At 50.2% G+C, this 18991-nt stretch carries 16 protein-coding genes; 4 read left to right on the top strand and 12 right to left on the bottom strand.

Annotation, left to right across the window (positions count from 1 at the left end; genetic code table 11):
- The first annotated feature begins 54 nt into the window (after positions 1-54).
- On the top strand, positions 55-1272 hold the full coding sequence (fabV, locus tag BUC30_RS14765) for an enoyl-ACP reductase FabV (RefSeq protein WP_073443084.1): 1218 nt from the start codon (positions 55-57) through the stop codon (positions 1270-1272).
- A 43-nt stretch (positions 1273-1315) separates the two neighbouring features.
- A complete protein-coding gene (locus BUC30_RS14770; RefSeq protein ID WP_073443086.1) occupies positions 1316-2752 on the top strand; it encodes an alanine/glycine:cation symporter family protein in 1437 nt (478 codons plus the stop codon).
- 140 nt (positions 2753-2892) lie between these two features.
- On the opposite strand, the gene BUC30_RS14775 is transcribed toward BUC30_RS14770, so the two are convergent.
- From BUC30_RS14775 to BUC30_RS14830, 12 genes are all read right to left on the bottom strand, one after another.
- On the bottom strand, positions 2893-4146 hold the full coding sequence (locus BUC30_RS14775) for a hypothetical protein (protein ID WP_073443088.1): 1254 nt from the start codon (positions 4144-4146) through the stop codon (positions 2893-2895).
- A gap of 154 nt (positions 4147-4300) precedes the next feature.
- Entirely contained in the window at positions 4301-5548 is a 1248-nt protein-coding gene (locus BUC30_RS14780; RefSeq protein ID WP_073443090.1) for a hypothetical protein, read from the bottom strand.
- 16 nt (positions 5549-5564) lie between these two features.
- Positions 5565-6359: an ABC transporter ATP-binding protein gene (locus tag BUC30_RS14785; RefSeq protein WP_014545511.1), complete on the bottom strand. Its 795-nt coding sequence runs from the start codon at positions 6357-6359 to the stop codon at positions 5565-5567.
- An 8-nt stretch (positions 6360-6367) separates the two neighbouring features.
- Entirely contained in the window at positions 6368-7150 is a 783-nt protein-coding gene (locus BUC30_RS14790) for an MlaE family ABC transporter permease (protein ID WP_014545512.1), read from the bottom strand.
- 9 nt (positions 7151-7159) lie between these two features.
- A complete protein-coding gene (gene dnaB, locus BUC30_RS14795) occupies positions 7160-8587 on the bottom strand; it encodes a replicative DNA helicase (RefSeq protein WP_073443092.1) in 1428 nt (475 codons plus the stop codon).
- Between the two features lie 157 nt (positions 8588-8744).
- Positions 8745-9701 carry a uracil-DNA glycosylase family protein gene (locus BUC30_RS14800; protein WP_073443099.1) on the bottom strand — a complete coding sequence of 319 codons (957 nt, stop codon included), beginning with the start codon at positions 9699-9701 and terminating at the stop codon, positions 8745-8747.
- 9 nt (positions 9702-9710) lie between these two features.
- Positions 9711-11069: a bifunctional phosphopantothenoylcysteine decarboxylase/phosphopantothenate synthase gene (locus BUC30_RS14805; RefSeq protein WP_073443101.1), complete on the bottom strand. Its 1359-nt coding sequence runs from the start codon at positions 11067-11069 to the stop codon at positions 9711-9713.
- A 44-nt stretch (positions 11070-11113) separates the two neighbouring features.
- Entirely contained in the window at positions 11114-12211 is a 1098-nt protein-coding gene (locus tag BUC30_RS14810) for an acyltransferase family protein (protein WP_083555978.1), read from the bottom strand.
- An 83-nt stretch (positions 12212-12294) separates the two neighbouring features.
- A complete protein-coding gene (gene rpsA, locus BUC30_RS14815) occupies positions 12295-14064 on the bottom strand; it encodes a 30S ribosomal protein S1 (protein WP_073443106.1) in 1770 nt (589 codons plus the stop codon).
- A gap of 36 nt (positions 14065-14100) precedes the next feature.
- Entirely contained in the window at positions 14101-14769 is a 669-nt protein-coding gene (gene cmk, locus BUC30_RS14820) for a (d)CMP kinase (protein WP_073443110.1), read from the bottom strand.
- Between the two features lie 35 nt (positions 14770-14804).
- The gene (locus BUC30_RS14825) at positions 14805-15269 is read right to left on the bottom strand and encodes a hypothetical protein (protein ID WP_073443113.1); all 465 of its coding nucleotides are present in this window, start codon (positions 15267-15269) and stop codon (positions 14805-14807) included.
- Positions 15270-15347: 78 nt separating this feature from the next.
- Positions 15348-15947, bottom strand: coding sequence for a hypothetical protein (locus BUC30_RS14830; protein WP_073443115.1), 600 nt, complete (start codon positions 15945-15947; stop codon positions 15348-15350).
- A 147-nt stretch (positions 15948-16094) separates the two neighbouring features.
- Here BUC30_RS14830 and BUC30_RS14835 point away from each other — a divergent pair, with 147 nt between their 5' ends.
- A complete protein-coding gene (locus BUC30_RS14835) occupies positions 16095-17312 on the top strand; it encodes a TraB/GumN family protein (RefSeq protein WP_073443117.1) in 1218 nt (405 codons plus the stop codon).
- 184 nt (positions 17313-17496) lie between these two features.
- Positions 17497-18915, top strand: a complete 1419-nt coding sequence (locus tag BUC30_RS14840; protein WP_073443119.1) for an endo-1,4-beta-xylanase — start codon at positions 17497-17499, stop codon at positions 18913-18915.
- Positions 18916-18991: the final 76 nt, after the last annotated feature.

Raw genomic sequence — 18991 nt, forward strand, 5'->3', positions numbered from 1 at the left:
CCAGCGGAGTCTCCTGTTAATTGCTAAGTTGCGGGCGTCAAAATAGGAGTCATTATGATTATTAAACCGTTGATCCGCAGCAACATGTGCATTAACGCCCACCCGAAGGGCTGCGCTGCCGACGTCAAACACCAAATTGAATTTATCGAAAAGAAGTTCACTACGCGCAGCATTCCTGCCGATGCACCGAAGACCGTTCTCGTCCTCGGTTGCTCTACCGGCTACGGACTTGCAAGCCGCATTGTTGCCGCATTTGGCTACAAAGCCTCAACTATCGGCGTTTCTTTCGAAAAGGAAGGCTCCGACGGTGGAATCGGGGAATCCCGCGAAAAGACAGGCACGCCGGGCTGGTACAACAACATGGCTTTCGACAAGTTCGCAAAAGAAGCGGGCCTTGAAACCGTGACGTTCAATGGAGACGCGTTCTCGCACGAAATGCGCCAAAACGTTATCGACACACTCAAGAATATGGACAAGAAAGTCGATTTACTCGTTTACAGTGTCGCAAGCTCCGTGCGCGTTGATCCAGACAACGGAACAATCTACCGCAGCGTCTTGAAGCCGATTGGTCAAGTATTCACAGGCGCCACGATTGACTGCCTCAGCGGAAAGATCAGCACCATCAGCGCAGAACCCGCCACCGCCGAAGAAGCCGCCAATACAGTCAAAGTCATGGGCGGTGAAGACTGGGCGCTTTGGGTACGCAAGCTCAAAGAGGCAGGCGTTCTCGCCGAAGGCGTGAAGACCGTCGCTTATTCATATATCGGCCCGAAACTTTCGCACGCCATCTACCGCGACGGTACAATCGGTGGCGCCAAGAAGCACCTCGAAGCAACCGCACAGGAACTCCACAAGGAATTGCAAAACGACCTCCACGGCGAAGCCTATGTCTCTGTGAACAAAGGACTTGTCACGCGCTCTAGCGCCGTCATCCCCATCATCCCGATGTACATTTCCGTGCTCTTCAAGGTCATGAAGGAAATGGGAAATCACGAGGGCTGCATCGAGCAGATGGAACGCTTGATGACCGAAAGACTTTATACGGGTTCCAAAGTCCCGACGGACGAGAATCACCTCATCCGCATCGACGATTATGAATTGGATCCGAAAGTCCAGGCAGAAGTGGACAAGCGCATGGCAACAGTCACGCAAGAGAACCTCGCCGAAGTGGGTGACCTCGAAGGATACCGCCATGATTTTCTCGCGACAAACGGTTTCGATATTGATGGAGTGGACTATGAAGCGGATGTCAAAACGCTAACGAGCATATAGTTTCTATTTTTGGGGCAAAACCCCTTAACATCAAGGACAACTTATGGAAACACTCAATTCCATTCTCGATGCTATCGATGGGTACGTCTGGGGCGTTCCCCTCATTGTCATCATCCTCTTTGTAGGTATCCTCCTCACCATCCGTCTCGGCTGTCTGCAGGTCATGAACTTGCACAACGCACTCCGCTTCATGGCGCACAGCGAAAAAGACGGCGCAGGCGAAGTATCCAGTTTTGGAGCGCTCTGCACGGCTCTCGCCGCCACAATCGGTACGGGTAACATCGTCGGTGTAGCAACCGCAATCGGCACCGGTGGCCCGGGCGCCCTCTTCTGGATGGAAGTCGCCGCATTCCTCGGCATGGCTACAAAATATGCAGAAGGCTTGCTCGCCGTCAAGTACCGCACAGTCGATAAGGAAGGCAAGGTTCTCGGTGGTCCGTTCTATTACATTGAAACGGGTATCAAGGAACGCTTTGGCTGGAACATGAAATGGCTCGCCGTGATTTTTGCCATCTTTGGCATGTGCGCTGGCCTGCTCGGCATTGGCACCATCACGCAGGTCAACGGCATCACGAGCGCTATGGCTCGCCTCACCCCGAACGCCGCTGAATTTGTCAACATCGGCGGAAACTCCGTGAGTGTCACCACAGCAATCGCAGGCCTCCTCGTTACGATCTTTGCAGCAACCGTCATCATCGGCGGTCTCAAGCGCATTGCAAAAGTCTCGATGTACATTGTTCCCATCATGGCAATCATCTACATCATTGCCTGCATTCTCCTTTTGCTCCTCAACTTCTCGCACATTTCTTCTGCCATCGAAACGATTGTGAAGGCAGCGTTCAATCCGTCTGCAGTCACTGGCGGCGTTGTCGGTTCTATCTTTGTTGCGATGCAAAAAGGTATCGCTCGTGGCATTTTCAGTAACGAAGCGGGCCTCGGTTCTGCACCTATTGCAGCTGCAGCCGCAAAGACAAAGGAACCTGTGCGTCAGGGCCTTGTCTGCATGACAGGCACGTTCTTCGATACGATTATCATTTGTACGATGACGGGCCTTGCCATTGTGGTCTCGGGCGCTTGGGATCCGAAGCTCGGGCTCGAAGGCGTGAACATCACGATGGAAGCATTCTCCCGCGGCCTTTCCATTATCCCGGGCGGCGCCGTGATTGCTCCGTACTTCCTTGCAACAGCTCTCGTGTTCTTCGCCTTCACAACGATTCTCGGTTGGGCATACTACTCTGAAAAGTGCTTGCAATACCTGCTCGGACGCAGGGACAAGAAGGCTATACTCACCTACCGCTGGCTCTACATCTTCGCGATTTTCATTGGACCGTATCTCACTGTAAGCGCAGTCTGGACTAGCGCAGACATCTTCAACGGCTTGATGGCATTCCCGAACCTCATTGCACTTATCCTTCTCTCTGGAATCGTGGCAAACGAAACAAAGACGTTCCTTGCTAAGTTCAAGGGAGATAAAGAGTAGTCATTGGTCTTTAGTCAATAGTTATTGATTATTAGACGCTAATATGATGGCCCGCGAAAGCGGGCTTCCTTTTTATAAGCAACGAAGCATACAAAAAGACCTCCCGGATGGGAGGTCTTTTTTATTGAATTTATTAGGAGTTACCAGTTAACACCGCAAGAAACGGTATCACCCGGAGCCACCGTAGTCACAACTACAGGGATTGTATAACCATTAATCGTATGCTCCACCTGCAGCTTGGAGGGAATCGAAACGTAGTTGAAACCAGCAACTTCAATTTCATCGAAGGACAATGCGAATTCCTGCTTGCTCTGGCAAACGAGCGTGCAAGTCTTGTCAGCATTGTGCCAAGTTGCAGGCAAATTACCAACGACAGCATAGCTACCAGCCTTAACGAAATTAACCTTATCCTGAGTCGAAGTAATTTTATATTCAGGACCTTCAGTAACCTTCACAGCCGGGCAAGTCACATCAATGATCGTATTATCATCGTTAGCGACTCTGAGTACCGGAGTATAGGCTAAAGTTGCAGCTTCGAATGTCTGTTCATAAGTAGTTTCACCAGGAACGCCATTCCATTCATAAGCGAGGTTCAAACCGGCACCAGTGGTGCAGCCCGTGACAGACCATTTTGCCGGAGTGCCTGCGGTATAGTCAACAGACCCAGCTTCAACAGCGCACTTACAACCTGTAATCGGTTCGCCATTGACCTGAACCGGAGAGCAATCCACCTGATATACAGCAGCGCCAATGCTAATAGCAACCTTTGCCGTATGCGGACCAGAGGTCGAATACTTAACGCTCTGGGAAAGACCGTTAGCACCTGTTGCAGAAGCCTTATCAGGTGTTGCGCCTTCAAAGCTCCAGTTGAACGAAGCACTAATCAACTGAGTTGCGGCAACAGACGGGTCACGAGTAAACTTCCATGTGACGCCAGTACTTCCACCAGCTTCGTCTTTTTCATAAGTAGACTTAAGCGGAGCGCAAGTACCAATTTGACCGGCACCAGACTTTGCACTACTTGAAGACACACTCGTCGATGAACCCGGGGTAGGAGGTACATAAGCACTAGAAGAGCTCAAAACCGGATTCCTAGAAGAAGAAGATCTAACCGTCTTCTGAGAAGAAGAAGACTGGGAAACAGAAGGCGAAGAACTGCTAGATGTAACCACAACTTTCTTCGAGGAACTAGATGGCATGCCACCAGCAAAGCATTCCGGGCAATTAGCTTCTGTCATAAGGTCCGTGATAACAGCACCATCGTTTTCATCAGCGCCTATCACACTGTTCATAATATCATCGCCGCCATTCAGCTGAAGAATATCACCACTTCCGCATGCCCAGAAACCTGTGGCAATACCCAAAGCCATCATTCCATAAATCTTTTTATTCATAAAAAAACCTCTTAGGCGAAAAATAAATTAAAATCCCCCAATATGCAAATACTGTAAGTGTTTTTTATTGAGGATTTTCACAAAAAAACGCCCCGGATTATGATTCCGAGACGTTTGTAAAATTAATTATACAGCAATGTGTATTTTAACACTTTTATAAATCAATCGACTCGCAACCTGGGAGGGTCGGATCTTCTGCACAAGTGGTTGCTTTAGAGCTAGAAGACGATCTAGGCGTTGTCGTCGAAGAAGAGCTTTCTTCCGGTTCCTCCTCAGAAGAGGATGAACTTTCTACCTTGGCTTTAATAACAAGTAAAGGATCAAGATTTCCCTCATCAAGCTCATTACGAGAGCAATCTATCTGATACTTACCATTCCAATACCCCATAGGATAGATAGAAGTACCTGGCTGGGTATATCTCACCGTAATTCGAGTCGAGCCCTTTCCAGACTTTTCACCTTCTACAAGTTCACCGGAAATACCTAAGTCAAACCAGTTATACCTTCCTTCAAGTTCATTTCCTTCACTATCGACGATGTACCAATCAACAGTTTCACCGACAAAGATTTCGTGCTTGCTTACGGCACAATAGCCCATAGGCGTGGAGCTTGAAGAAGATTTCGGTGCCGAAGAAGAAGAGGATTCTTTCTTAGAAGAGGAGGATTCAGCGACAGAAGACGACGAAACAGGATCGTCACCAATATCGACCACGGTGAGGTTTTCACAATCAAATTCAATGCCATCGAAGGTCAGCGTCGGACCATACTTCAGCCCCTTCGTCGTAAACTTGACCATAAGTTCAGGCAGACCAACACCCGTCAGTTTACCGTCGAGAATGCTCTTTTCGACTTCATAGTTCACATCCCATTCGTACTTGGCAGAACCAATGGAATTATCATCGGGCAGATATCGCCAAATGATCTCGTCACCGACATGAACAACATCGGGCTTGATCAAGTCGCACTTGCCCGAAACAACTGGAGCCGGTTCACTGCTAGAAGAGCTCTTGCCAGAACTGGAAGACTTTGTAGAGCTGCTAGAGCCCTTACCGGAGCTAGAAGATTTTGCAGAGCTGCTAGAGCCCTTGCCGGAGCTGGAAGAATTAACCTTCGAAGAGCTAGACTCCTCTTCCGAAGCACTGCTCTTTTCATCCTTCTTCGAGCTACTGCTTTTTATAATCTCTGCTTCGCACCCCTTTTTCTTGCCTTCCTTGCTATTGCAGTAGTCCAAATAAGGTTGCAAAAATTCTTCATCGCTTATAGCATTTTTAGAATTCTGATCGCTCTTAGAAGCAATCATTTCATCACTATCATCGGCTTTCATGATATCGCCTTCGGCACAAGCCCAAAGGAGCAACATCGCTGATGAAAGAAATAACGGTATTAATTTTTTCCTATCCATAATTTTCCCCACTCTTTTATTCTTGCGATTCCCCGTCCACCGAAATTTTGCGCTGGCCCGTAATGAACTGATGCACATACGGGTTGCTTGTATTCTTGATTTCATCGACGGTCCCCACCTCGATGATTCGACCATTCAAGAGCATGGCAATTCGGTCCGCCACCTTGAATGCACTGACCATGTCGTGCGTCACCACGACAGACGTAACCCCGAGCTTGCTCTGCATATCGAGAATAAGGTCGTTAATCACGTCACTCGTAATCGGGTCCAAGCCCGTTGTTGGTTCATCGTACAAAAGAATTTCCGGATTCAGAGCAATGGCTCTTGCAAGCGCCACACGCTTACGCATACCACCCGAAAGTTCGGAAGGCATCTTTGTACGGAAAGACGGTACGAGGTTGATCATCTGGAGCTTTTCGGTCACCACGTTCTGGATCTCGGCTTCAGAGAGTTCGGGATGATGTTCACGGAGAGCAAAGGCGATATTTTCGCCTGTATCCATAGAATCGAACAAGGCGCCCATTTGGAACAACATACCCATCTTGCGGCGGATGGTACGCGTATCGAAGAACTGCGGCGTACTGATCGTCACGCCATCGACAGTCACTTCACCGCCATCCGGCTGCAAAAGTCCAATCATGTGCTTAAGAATCACGGACTTGCCACCGCCAGACTTACCGATGATGACCATCGTCTCGCCACGGCGGATGTCGAGGTTCACGTCTTCAAGAACCGTCTGAGGGCCAAAGGACTTCTTGAGCCCCTTGAGTCGAATCGCAATATCATTCGGATCGATTTTTACATTCGGCATAACAACCTCTAGAAGAACATGAACGCATCAAGAATAAAGTCAGAAACCAAAATCATAAGGCAACTCGCCACAACAACACTCATCGTTGCAAGGCCCACGCCATGCGCCCCCGGCTTGGAGTGCGTCCCGTGGTAATAAGCCAATACAAAGATGATTGTACCAAACACAATCGATTTAATAATCCCCGCCCACAAGTCCATATTGCTGAACAGGTACTGCATACCGGTCGAATAGGTGTAGGTCGTGATATCCAAAGCAAGCACACAGACAATCCAGCCGCCAATCAGCGCAAGCGCATTGGATATGGCGGTCAGGCACGGAATCATCGTCAAGAACGCAAAGAAGCGCGGCATCGCGAGGTAGCGGTACGGGTCAAGTCCGAGCACCACGTATGCAGAAAGTTCTTCTTTCTCTTTCATGGAACCAAGCTCAGCAGCGACGGCACTCCCCACTCGCCCCGAAAGCACAATAGCCGTAAGGAGCGGTCCAAGTTCAATAAGCACCATTTTGCAGGCGGCCGTCCCCACAAACTTGTCGGACACGAGATTGTGGAATTCGAATTCCGCCATGATGGTTGCGACCATGCCCGTAAAGATGGACGTCACAAACAGGAGCGGAAGCGAGGAGACGCCAACAGAAATCATCTCCTTCACAATCAGCGACGGATTCTTATGCACGTACCGGAACTGCTTGAGCGTAATGAACAGGATGCAAATGCACTCGCCAACAGCGGCGATTGCATCGACAATCTTTTGCCCTATCCATGTTATCGGTTTCAGAATCAACGTCATAGCACTTCCTTAAAAACTGCCAAAGTCGGCAACCTGCGGTCCACCGCCATCGTCATCTGAACCATACTGATAATCTTCGTCGCCACCTTCCATACCTTGCTGGTCGGTTGCATCGTAGAACGTCGTGTATTCCGGCACGAAGCTCATATCGATATCCTTCACAGAACCGTTACGGTGCTTCGCCACAATGAGCGTTGCCTTGTAGCGGTCTTCGTCCTTATGCGTCTGCACGAACGGGCGTTCCACGAACCACACCATGTCGGCGTCCTGTTCGATAGAACCTGATTCACGCAAGTCCGAAAGCTGCGGGCGTTCACGGCCCTTTTCTTCGACTTTACGGCTGAGCTGAGCGAGTGCAATGACCGGAATGCTCAGTTCCTTTGCCAAGATCTTGAGGCCACGGGAAATCGCACCGATAGCGACAGCGCGGTTTTCTTCCTTGCCGGTCTTCATCAACTGCAAGTAGTCGATGATGAGGAGGTCGAGGTGACCCTTGTGTTTGAGCTGACGCGCCTTGCTCATGAGTTCCATGATGCCGAGGTCAGCGTTGTCATCGACAAACAGCGGAGCCTGGTTAATCGGAGTCACGGCGGCGATAATCTTCTTGATTTCGTCAGAATTGAGCTTACCGTTGCGGAGCCTACTCTGGTCCACTTGTGCCTGCGAACAGAGCAGACGTTGGGCAAGCTGGATGCCATCCATTTCCAAGCTGAAGAACGCGACATTCTTGCCGTAGCGAATGGCTGCGTTTGCAGCAACGGTCATGGCGAAAGACGTTTTGCCGACACCCGGACGGGCAGCGAGAATAATCAAGTCGGAATTCTGGAGACCGTTCGTGAGTTCGTCCAGTTCCGTAATACCCGTAGGCACGCCTGTAATGCCGCCTTCCCTGCGATTGTTGATGCGCTCCAGAAGAGGCGCCACGAAGTTGTCGATAGACTTTAAGGTGTTGCGCACCTGGTTATCGGCAATCGCAAAGATATCGCGTTCGGCATCTTGAAGCACGTTATCCGGCGTCGAAGCAGGATCCATCGCCTGGCGGATAATTTCGGAAGACGTGCGGATGAGCTTACGGAGCACCGCCTTGCTGCGGAGGTGTTCCAACTGCCATGGGACATTCGCCGACGATGCGACGGATTCCATCAATTCAAAGATGTATTCACGGCCACCGACAATGTCGAGCTTGCCCATCTTCGTGAGTTCCGCCGAAAGCGTCACAGGATCGATAGGTGTAACCGCCTTATTCAAACTGCAAAGTGCGTTCCAAATCAACTGATGACGTTCCATGTAGAAAAAGTCATCGTCACTGATGGCCATCACTGCGGTGCCCATCACTTCGGGATCACGCAAAATACCGCCCAACAGGCAGCGCTCCGCCTCAACATCGGCGGGCATTTGGCGACCTTCAAACGACTTGGAATTATTTTCTTCAGACATAACTATACCGATTTAAATATACAATAAAAATTTACATTGATTTTTGGGAAGATGCCCAAAATAAGGCAAAAAGGGGATAAAATGGAGAAGCCCGCTCGGTGGCGGGCATGACATCGCAAAGCGAGAGTGCGCGGGAAGCGCGAAAGGAATGCGCAAGCTACTTGGCGGCGGTGAAAAGCCCGCTGCGCGGGATATGCACCTTCCACGTGAGCCATTTGAGCTGTTTGTCCGTCGTCATCGCGTAGGCATCGACAAGCGATACAGTCTTTGTGCCATTGAAATCAAGCGCTGTTCCTGCGAGATCGTTGAAGTTCTTACCCTTGCTGAACACGTCATAGAAAAGCGGCTCGCTAAAGGTAATCATGATTTCGGGGGCGATAAAGGAAAGTTCCTTTGTTAGCATTCGACGGAGCGAGGCGAGCAGGATCGGAGATAGTGCTCGCGGAGCATCTTTGTAGAAATACGTAACTCCAAGGGTTTCCGGGGCGTAACCGAGGCTTCCGAACAAACGCACAAGCATTTCGCCGGTGGGCGACTGGAAGAATTTGTCTGTAGATTCGCCGAGCTTCGGAGCGGCAAGAAGAATCAGAAGGCGCGGGTGCTCCGGGCCTTCGTAGCGAACAACGTTCGCGGCACGCGCATAAAGCGCGTCAGTCTTGAGCGCATCGTAGAAGGCGCCGATGGAATCGGCGAGTTCGTACGCGGCAGTCGTCTTCTTGACGGCACGCGGGGCGATCGTGAGACCGGCATCGAGCTTTGGCGCCGGGGCCGGACGCGGAGAAGGCGCAGGTTGCGCGGGAGCGCCGAATGAAGGTTGCTGAAAAGCGGACTGCTGGAATGCAGACTGCGCAGGAGACTGGAAAGCAGACTGCGCCACAGATGGGAACGGAGCGGGGTTCTTCGGGGCGATCGTTTGAGACGGCTGCGGGAATGGAGCCGGATTTGCCGGGCGCATTTGCGGCATCGGATTAGCTGGGCGCGGAGCCCCAGCAGGAACGGCGGACTTTTTACGGGTCAATGTCCACGGTTCATCGAGGAGCAAGTCCTCCTCGCCCATGTCCATTTGGCCTTGCAGATATTTGCGAAGTTCGCTAAAATCAAATTCTTCGGGCATACCGTTCCTCTAAGCGTTCTTTAACTGATCAAGGCTAAAATCTACAATTTCTTGCGCGAGATCGATTTTGGAGCCCATCTTCATCTCGGGAATTTCAACCTCGGCAGCGTTTTGTGCATTGCGAGAGTTCGCGCGGATCAAGGTGTAACGGACTTCGTCAAAACCGAAACCGCTGTTTGCTGCCACGGGAGCGTTGAGGAGAAGTGCATCGGCACCGCTCTTTTTAAGCTTTTCAGCCGCATGTTCCTTAAAGTGGTCCGTTTCTAGCGCAAAACCGACAATGATTTGGTCAGCACGCTTTTGAGCGACGCTATCGCGCAAGATGTTCGGATTCGGTTCGAGTTCCAAGACGAGCTGGCTACGGCTATCCTTGATTTTTTCGGTAGCGGTCACCTTCGGGCGATAATCCGCCACAGCGGCGCAATGCACGAGCACATCGGCATTTTTCATCTGTTCAAGAACAGCCTTGTGCATGTCACAAGCACTCTTGATTCTTGTCACATGGACGGCACCGGGGAATTCAGCTTCCATCGGGCCAGCGACAACGCTTACATCAAAACCATTCGCAAGGAACGTCGCAGCAATTGCAACGGCAGTCTTTCCACTACTACGGTTGCTAATATAACGCACGGGGTCAATCGCTTCTTCCGTGCGACCCGCTGTGATGAGGACGCGGCGCACGCGTTCACCGGATGCAGGAAGGTCCTGCAAGGCGGTTTCTTGAAGGTACTGCGCGGCAGGAGATTGCTTCGCTCCGTTATACTCCGCTCGCAATGACGAATTTGACGCAGATGAAATAGGCGATGCCGGAACGGAGTCCGGCATGACACTCGCACCTTCCAGATATTCCACGATTTCGGCAGGATCGAGGAGGCGGCCTTTGCCGACTTCACCACAAGCAAGCTCACCCGCCGGGCTGTCCATCACGAACGTATTTTCAAAACTGCGGAGCGTTTCAAGGTTGCGCTTGACTGCCGGAGAATTGAACATGGCGACATTCATCGCAGGGGCGATAAAACGCGGCCCCGTGCAGCTCATAAAGCAAAGGCTCACAGGGTCATCGGCAATACCATAGACAAACTTTCCAATGACATTTGCGGTCGCTGGAACGACGAGGTACATGTCCGCCCAACGAGGGAAATCGATGTGTTGGAAAGGGCGCGCTTCGACGGCGCCGTTCTTCAAGTAAACCGGGCATTTGGAGAGGCTTGCAAACGTAAGCGGGGCAACGAACTGTGTGGCGGCTTCAGTCATGCAGACACGCACTTCGGCGCCTTTCTTTTGCAACAGGCGCAAAAGTTCACAAGACTTGTAGGCGGCAATTCCGCCCGAGACTCCAAGAAGGATTTTCTTTCCAGCAAGATTCATGAAATGCAAGATAGAAAAATAAAGAGAAATAGCTTAGTTAATAGTCATTGGTCAATAGTCATTAGAGATTTCTTAGTAAAATCATTACTGAAAGTAAAAAACTTCACAATAGTATCGCTAATCCGCTTTAAAATCCATGACGCTAAAAATATGAAGGCAAAAGTCAGGCACAGCAGCACCATAACATTCCATTCCGTAAAGTTCCAGTGCATTCTTTCGAAAATCTTGATAAAAGCCATTTGTGCCCATACAATGCCCACATGTTGCACTAAAAACACGCAATAAGAAAGTTTCGCGAGTTTTTGAACAGGAAGACGAATCGTCCTAAAACGCAACAGGAACGGGGCTATATATAATACCACCACAAACAGAGCAATGGCGGCTACAGCCCCCAAGCAATCTGTATTGATTCGACCGGGGATATCGACAAACGAGAGCACAACAAACACTACAGCCGAAACCAAAACGAGTCGCAAATCTTTTAAACGATCCAAGTTTTCGACCAGCATAAAACCGACGCAAAATTTCAAAGATAAAGTCACAGGTAAGGCACCAAACACATCATCATATTCTGCAGGAATCAAGTATTGACAAGAATAAAGCACCGCAAGAGTAGACAATGTCAAATAAGGCCTATGATGGTAGCATTTGGCAAGCAACGGGAACAATAAGTACAAAAGTACAATGGCCCCAACAAACCAATCACCGCAAAAAACATAGGTATCAACGCCATACTGCCGAACGTAGCCATCAAAGCCCACTATCGTAAACAACAGCTTAAGCGGATGCCCCATAAAGAATACGTTGCCATCCGCCAAAAAATGGCGGATCATCGTCAAGGGAATATAAAGGCTCAAAATCCAAAACGGCGGATAGATTGTCTTGAAACGCTTTATATAAAATTCTTTAAAAGCACCTTTTTCAGAAAAACCGATTGTTCCATACTTTTTATAAAGTAGCCCTCCTGAAAGAGCTATAAAAAGTGTAACAGCAATATTCCCAAAATCATAGTTTACTGTTGTGCAGAACAAATTAAAGCAAGGGATACCTTCTGCTACATATTGCAATGCGAAATGGTATGTAACCACAAACAACATTGCCAACACACGCAAAACATCTAATTCTTGAATACGTTTTTGCATAAAGTTAAAATAGCAAACTAATTAAAAAAAAGAAATCCCACAGTTGCCTGCGGGATTCCTTTAAGCTTTAGTTTGAAACTAAATTAAGCTTCTTCTTCGGACTTTTCAGCCTTCTTCTTGGAAGCCTTCTTCTTCGGAGCAACAGCGTCGCCAATCGTGGTGCCGTTTTCGCCCGGCTTGTGGGAGTCCATCCAAGCCTTGAGTTCAGCGGATTCACGGTTCTTGAAGTAGTCAACAACGGAGAGGTAGATCTTGCGGTTGTTCTGATCAATTTCGGTCACGACAGCCGGAACTTCGTCGCCAACCTTGAATGCATCGGCCGGAACCTTGATGTATTCAGCGGTGAGCTTGGAGACCGGGATGAAGCCTTCGATACCGTCAGCGAGTTCAACCACGACGCCGCGGTCGAGCATGCGAACGATCTTGCCCTTGACTTCGGAGTCAACCGGGTAGGTGGAATCGATAGAATCCCACGGATCTTCGGTGAGGTGCTTCATGGAGAGAGAAATGCGGCGCTTTTCCTTATCGACGGCGAGAACGACGCATTCAACCTTGTCACCCTTCTTGACCATTTCGTTCGGGTGGGTGATCTTCTTGGTCCAGGACATGTCAGAGACGTGGATGAGGCCATCAACACCTTCCTTGATTTCGACGAATGCGCCGAAGGAAGCGATGTTGCGGATTTCACCGACGACGCGTGCGCCCGGCGGAAGTTCGGTTTCGATAGAATCCCACGGATCAGATTCGAGCTGCTTCATGCCGAGAGAGATACGTTCTGCATCTTCTTCAACCTTGAGAACAACAGCTTCGACTTCCTGACCGACGGTGAGGATTTTGGACGGGTGCTTGACGTGCTGGGTCCAGGACATTTCAGAAACGTGGATGAGACCTTCAACACCGCTGTCGAGTTCGACGAATGCACCGTAATCAGTGATGGAAACAACCTTACCCTTAACGATAGCGCCTTCCGGATAACGTTCGGCGATATCCTTCCACGGATGCGGCTTAAGCTGCTTCATGCCGAGAGAGATGCGTTCCTTCTTGTCGTTGAAGTCGAGAACCATGACTTCGACTTCCTGACCGAGCTGGAGCATTTCGGACGGGTGGTTGATGCGCTTGTAGCTCATGTCGGTGATGTGGAGGAGGCCATCTACGCCGCCAAGGTCGATGAATGCACCGAAGTCGGTGATGTTCTTGACGATACCCTTGCGGACCTGGTTCTTCTCGAGAGTTTCGAGAACGTCGCCACGCTGCTTGTTGCGTTCTTCTTCGAGAACAACACGGCGAGAAACGACGATGTTGCGACGAGCCTTGTTGACCTTGATAACCTTGAGGTCGAATTCCTGGCCGATAAGAGCGTTGATGTCCGGAATCTGACGGAGGTCGATCTGAGAGCCCGGGAGGAAGGCATCGATACCAAAGAGGTCGACGACAACGCCGCCCTTGATGCGCTTCGTGAGAGTGCCGCGTACGACTTCGTTGTTTTCGAATGCAGCGTGGATGCGATCCCACACGCGAACGAAGTCAGCCTTCTGCTTGGAGAGGATGAGGCGACCGTCTTCGTCTTCGAGCTTTTCGACGAACACTTCGATTTCGGAACCGAGTTCGAGAGAATCAGTATCCTTGAATTCGGCGCGATCAATAACGCCTTCGGACTTGTAGTTCACGTCGACGAGAACTTCCTGGTCGTTCACCTGGCTGATCTTACCCGTGACGAGCTTGCCCTGTTCGAGGCAGCCCATGCCGGCATAGACGTCAGCGTTAGCCTTGCGGAAGTCCGGGGAGCATTCACCCTGAGCGGCGAGAATTTCTTCGAGATCTTCTTGAGTTCCGAATTTGAGATTTTGAGACATATTAGTTAATTGGGTTGTGGTAACAAAGGATTCAGGCTACGCCACTACACCTACGTAGTCGAGAATCTTTTGAACCTGTTGTTCGATTGAGATGTGTGTAGTGTCAATTTCAATAGCATCGTCCGCCTTCTTTAACGGGGCGGTCGCTCGGGAGGAGTCCAGACGGTCGCGTTCGACCAAGTTGTTGAGGACTTCTTCGAGGGTAACTTTTTCGCCTTTTTCAAGGAGTTCCTTGTAGCGGCGTTCGGCGCGGACCTTCACGTCCGTCACCATGAAAAACTTGTACTTCGCATCGGGGAAAACGACCGTTCCGATATCGCGACCATCCAGAATGCAGCTCTGTTTCTTGCCAATTTCGCGCTGCTGCTTAGTCATTGCGGCGCGGACCGACGGGAGGGCGCAGTAGATGCTCACGTTGTTCGATACGCGCATGCCACGGATTTCAGATTCGCGGCAGACACCGTTAACGAGGATGCGGTTTTCGGAGTCAAACCCGAGTGTGAGGTTAGAGAGCAATTCGTCCATAGCCTTGCCTTCTTCAGCGGAAAGACCGGCATCGAGAGCGGCAAGTGTCACAGCGCGGTACATCGCACCAGTGTCGAGGTAGGTAATGCCCAATTTTTTTGCAATAATCTTTGCGGTAGTACTCTTGCCTGTGCCAGAGCCCCCATCAAGGGCGATAACAAAATTTTCCGAATTACTCATGAGTGGGGACAAAAATAGAAAATTGCGCCAATAAATCAATAGTAATAATCGTAATAGTCCGGGTTATCGTAGTAATAATAGTAGGCTTCGTTTTTGTTAGAGTTGATGAAGACGACTTCGGAGCCATCGGCATAGACAACCATGCGGGTATAGTCACCCTCAAAATCGTAATAGCGCGTTCCATGATTGTAACCGACATCGTAATCGCGCGGGTTATAGTAGGAGCAATTATCATCGACGCAAAGGGTAGCATAGCCATCGTGTGTAATCCGCAGGTCAACACTCATGGAAGGTGACATGGAATAGGTATCCGAGCAGTCGTATGGCTGATCAAAAGCATCATAACGGCAGTCCACTTCATAATAATAGTGGAATCGCCTGCTGAAAGAGGAGCCACCGTCATCGGGACCAACGCTCCACCCATCGGTGCAGGCAGAAACAGCCAAAGCAGCAAGCCCCAGCCCAGCAACATTCCGAATCAAAGCAAAAAGACTATTCATCACATGCTCCTACAAAAAATCCCCCGACAAGATGTCGAGGGAATATAATCTACAAAAAAGAATCACCCAAAAGAAAAATTACTTGTAGTCACCGTTATAGGACTCAGCAGAAGTACCATCTTCACGAGTGGATTCCGGAGCAAGGAGTTCACCCGTGCTGCCATACTTGCGCTTTTCATCGTCCGTGAGGCGGTTCGTGAGAACTTCAACCTGCGGTTCCTGGTGAGCCGTAGCTTCTTCTTCCTGAAGAATCTTCTGACCTTCTTCGATGCGACGCTTGATGCGGTCATCTTCCATCTGCTTCAGGTTCGTGCCAACCTTAGCCTGTTCTTCGGAAACTTTGTAGCGTTCGTTGGTTTCGTCCATGACAGCCTTGATGCCCACGAGACGACCATCGCTATCGACGCCAAGACCAGCCTTGCGGAGCGTAGAAAGCGGAAGACGGCTTGCTGCAGTCTGGTATTCCGGCAAGAATTCGTAGCCATCCGAGGTGCCAATCTGGCGAGCTTCGTCCGGGGTCACATAGGCAAGAGCATCCTGCCAACGGGAGCTCTGGACACTAGAGGTGAAAGATACGAGGGCATTATCCAAAGCCTCGCCTTCGTCCTTCGGACCGCTGCCTGCACAGCCCATAAGGAACAAACTAATAGCAGATAAAATAACCAATAATTTTTTCATGGGGTACTCCTCCGAAAAAAATCCTACCAAAATATAAACATAAATATCACAAACATTCAAATAAATGTTCCATTTTTCCTTAAAATGTACCCATTTTTGGCATTTTCCTCAATTTGCCACGTTCTTTTTCTACATTACGTCTACCGTATGAACGAATCTAATTCCCAGTCTGAAGAAATCAAGGCACCCGTAACGGGCGAAAAGTCTGACGTTTACCGTATCCGCACCAAGGATAACAGGGAAATCATCCTTGTCGGTACCGCCCACATTTCGCAAGTATCCAAGGAACTCGTCCACGATACCATCGAAACGGAAAACCCCAATACCGTTTGCGTGGAGCTCGACGAAGGCAGACTCAAGTCCATCCAGGACCCAAACCGCTGGAAGAACACAGACTTGAAAGACGTCATACGCAAAAAGCAGCTCGCGACCCTCATCGCAAACCTCGTGCTTGGATCATACCAAAAGCGCATGGGCGCACAGACAGGCGTAAAGCCCGGTTCCGAACTCAAGGAAGCGGTCGACCTCGCCAACGAGAAAAATATCCCTATCGTCCTTGCTGACCGCGATATCAAGATTACGCTCAAGCGCACCTGGGCTTGCACGCCATGGTACCGCAAGTTTAGCCTCTTGGGCGGACTTTTCGCAAGCATTTTCGACAAGACCGAAATCAGCGAAGAAGAACTCCAGAAGATCAAGGAAAAGGATGCCCTCAACTCCATGATGCAGGAGTTCGGAAAGACGTTCCCCGAAGTGAAGCAGGTGCTTATCGACGAACGCGACCAGTTCCTCGCAAGCAAGATCAAGAACGCTCCAGGCAACAAGATTGTCGCCGTCATTGGCGCAGGTCACCTGCGCGGTATCGCAAGCATCATCGAAGAAGACAAGGAACTGCCAAGCGAAGAATCCATCTCTGTCATCCCGAAGGGAACGGCCATCTGGAAGATTATCGGCTGGACCATCACGCTCGCAATTATCGCAAGCATCGTGCTCGTCGGCTATTTCGCAGGCATCGAAAAGGCGGGGCAGCTGAGTTTGCAGTGGGCAATGCTCACAGGCGGTGGCGCCATGCTCGGTGCTATCATCGCTGGCGGCCATCCGTTGACCGTACTTGTGGCGCTGGTCATGGCTCCGTTTACGGGGCTTACACCGCTTATCGGGGTTGGATTCTTTACAGCCCTGACGCAGGTTTACGTACGACCACCGCGCGTATCTGAAATGGAAACGCTTACAGACGACATCTGGCAGGTCAAGCGCTGGTGGAAGAACCGCGTGACGAGAGTCATCCTCTGCTTCTTGTGTCCAGGCATTCCGGCCATCATCGGCAAAATTCTCGCGATTTTCAAGATTTATCAAGCATTTTAGGACCAACCGCGGGTGGCGGTCTGACGCACAAAGAAAGTCGCGCTGCAGAGGTCGCACCGCTGAGGTCTCGCCGCACCATGTTAATTTATCTTTACTGACAAATAGTCAACGCTAATTTTCGGAACCATAGGTTCCGTTTCTCCTTTTTGGAAATATTTTAATAAGAACAAATAAGGAGTACGCAATGAGTTTGAAGAAAACTTTTTCAGGGATTGCACTTGGTGCAGCCCTTCTTGGCGCAGGTATATCAAGTGCCTTCGCCGCAGACGAAACATTAAGATCCCTTGCAGATAAAAACGGCATCTACATCGGAGCGATTCTGAACTCGCAGTGGTTTGGCGGCGGCCTGCCCGGCAATTACGAACAAATCCACAAGCAGCAATTCAACATCGTCGTTGCCGAAAACGAGATGAAATTCGACGCCACCGAACCGCAAGAAGGAAGATTCAATTACAACAATGGCGATAAGATGGTCAAGTACGCGCAGCAAAACGGCATGCGCGTCCGCGGCCACGCCCTCGCCTGGCATAGCCAAGTTCCGGGCTGGGTGAACAACTACAAGAACGACAAGCAGAAACTGCTCAAGGTGCTCAAGAATCACATCCAGAACGTGGTCGGGCACTGGAAAGGCAAAGTAGCCGAATGGGACGTAGTGAACGAAGCTATCAGCAACAACGAGCCCCAGTGGCGCACCGGTTCCGTTTGGTACCAGGGCATCGGTCCGGAATTCATCGACTCCGCATTCGTATGGGCTCACGCTGTAGACCCGGATGCAGAACTCTGCTATAACGACTACAACCTCGAACAGGGCGTCAATCCGAAAGCAAAGGCCGGCTTCTTGCTGGAGCAGGTGAAGCGCTGGGTTGCAAACGGCATTCCTATCCATTGCGTGGGTTCCCAGACTCACGTGGAAGACACCACCACCGATAAGCACTTTATCGGTTCGCCGGATAGCCTCCGTTCCCTCGCCAAGGAACTTGCAAAACTCAATGTCAAGCTGAAAATCACCGAACTCGATATCGGATTCAAGAGCGGCATCAATGTCAGCAAGAGCGACCTTGAACGTCAGGGGCAAACATTCCGTCAATACCTCGATATCATTCTCGAAGAACCAAATGCAGACACGTACCTGATTTGGGGCGTATCTGATAAATGGAGCTGGCTTGGCGGCTTGAACAGACAAAAAGGACTTATCTACGACGACAATTTAAAACCGAAGCCCGCATTCGACAGCATCTTGGTGAGACTCCAGACTTACGAACCGCCCAAGGATTCTGTCAAGCAGGATTCCGTTGCACAAGACTCCATCAAGAAGGATTCGACAGCCAAGGATTCTACGAAAAAGGACTCCACCGACGCCATCGCAAAAATCGCCAGCAGAACGACGATGTCTGCATACGTTGCTGGACGCACATTGTTCGTAACCGGATTGGCTTCGAAAACCACCGCGAAGGTCGACTTGCTCGATTTGCAAGGTCGTCCCGTGTTCAGCACCAAGTGTGAAAATGGAATGGTGGACTTGAAGGATATTGCCGAAGGGCTTTACGTGGTGCAGATACGCACAGGGAGCAACAAGATAGTGCAACGCGTAAACGTAAAATAAAGACAGCTACGAGCTAAACAAGATGCGCGGCGAGATGCTAAAATGCAAATCGATATGCGCGCCGTAAAAGAAAATT

Origin of the sequence: Fibrobacter sp. UWB7 (assembly GCF_900142945.1) — a bacterium.
GTDB lineage: Bacteria > Fibrobacterota > Fibrobacteria > Fibrobacterales > Fibrobacteraceae > Fibrobacter.

Bases quoted from the DNA above. Each gene is read 5' to 3' on its own strand.
- BUC30_RS14800 (WP_073443099.1), bottom strand. From the start codon at position 9,701: ATGCCCGAAGAATTTGATTTTAGCGAACTTCGCAAATATCTGCAAGGC.
- BUC30_RS14840 (WP_073443119.1), top strand. From the start codon at position 17,497: ATGAGTTTGAAGAAAACTTTTTCAGGGATTGCACTTGGTGCAGCCCTT.
- fabV (WP_073443084.1), top strand. From the start codon at position 55: ATGATTATTAAACCGTTGATCCGCAGCAACATGTGCATTAACGCCCAC.
- rpsA (WP_073443106.1), bottom strand. From the start codon at position 14,064: ATGTCTCAAAATCTCAAATTCGGAACTCAAGAAGATCTCGAAGAAATT.
- BUC30_RS14790 (WP_014545512.1), bottom strand. From the start codon at position 7,150: ATGACGTTGATTCTGAAACCGATAACATGGATAGGGCAAAAGATTGTC.
- BUC30_RS14770 (WP_073443086.1), top strand. From the start codon at position 1,316: ATGGAAACACTCAATTCCATTCTCGATGCTATCGATGGGTACGTCTGG.
- BUC30_RS14785 (WP_014545511.1), bottom strand. From the start codon at position 6,359: ATGCCGAATGTAAAAATCGATCCGAATGATATTGCGATTCGACTCAAG.
- BUC30_RS14805 (WP_073443101.1), bottom strand. From the start codon at position 11,069: ATGAATCTTGCTGGAAAGAAAATCCTTCTTGGAGTCTCGGGCGGAATT.
- BUC30_RS14830 (WP_073443115.1), bottom strand. From the start codon at position 15,947: ATGAAAAAATTATTGGTTATTTTATCTGCTATTAGTTTGTTCCTTATG.
- BUC30_RS14810 (WP_083555978.1), bottom strand. From the start codon at position 12,211: ATGCAAAAACGTATTCAAGAATTAGATGTTTTGCGTGTGTTGGCAATG.
- BUC30_RS14780 (WP_073443090.1), bottom strand. From the start codon at position 5,548: ATGGATAGGAAAAAATTAATACCGTTATTTCTTTCATCAGCGATGTTG.
- BUC30_RS14825 (WP_073443113.1), bottom strand. From the start codon at position 15,269: ATGAATAGTCTTTTTGCTTTGATTCGGAATGTTGCTGGGCTGGGGCTT.
- cmk (WP_073443110.1), bottom strand. From the start codon at position 14,769: ATGAGTAATTCGGAAAATTTTGTTATCGCCCTTGATGGGGGCTCTGGC.
- BUC30_RS14775 (WP_073443088.1), bottom strand. From the start codon at position 4,146: ATGAATAAAAAGATTTATGGAATGATGGCTTTGGGTATTGCCACAGGT.
- BUC30_RS14835 (WP_073443117.1), top strand. From the start codon at position 16,095: ATGAACGAATCTAATTCCCAGTCTGAAGAAATCAAGGCACCCGTAACG.
- dnaB (WP_073443092.1), bottom strand. From the start codon at position 8,587: ATGTCTGAAGAAAATAATTCCAAGTCGTTTGAAGGTCGCCAAATGCCC.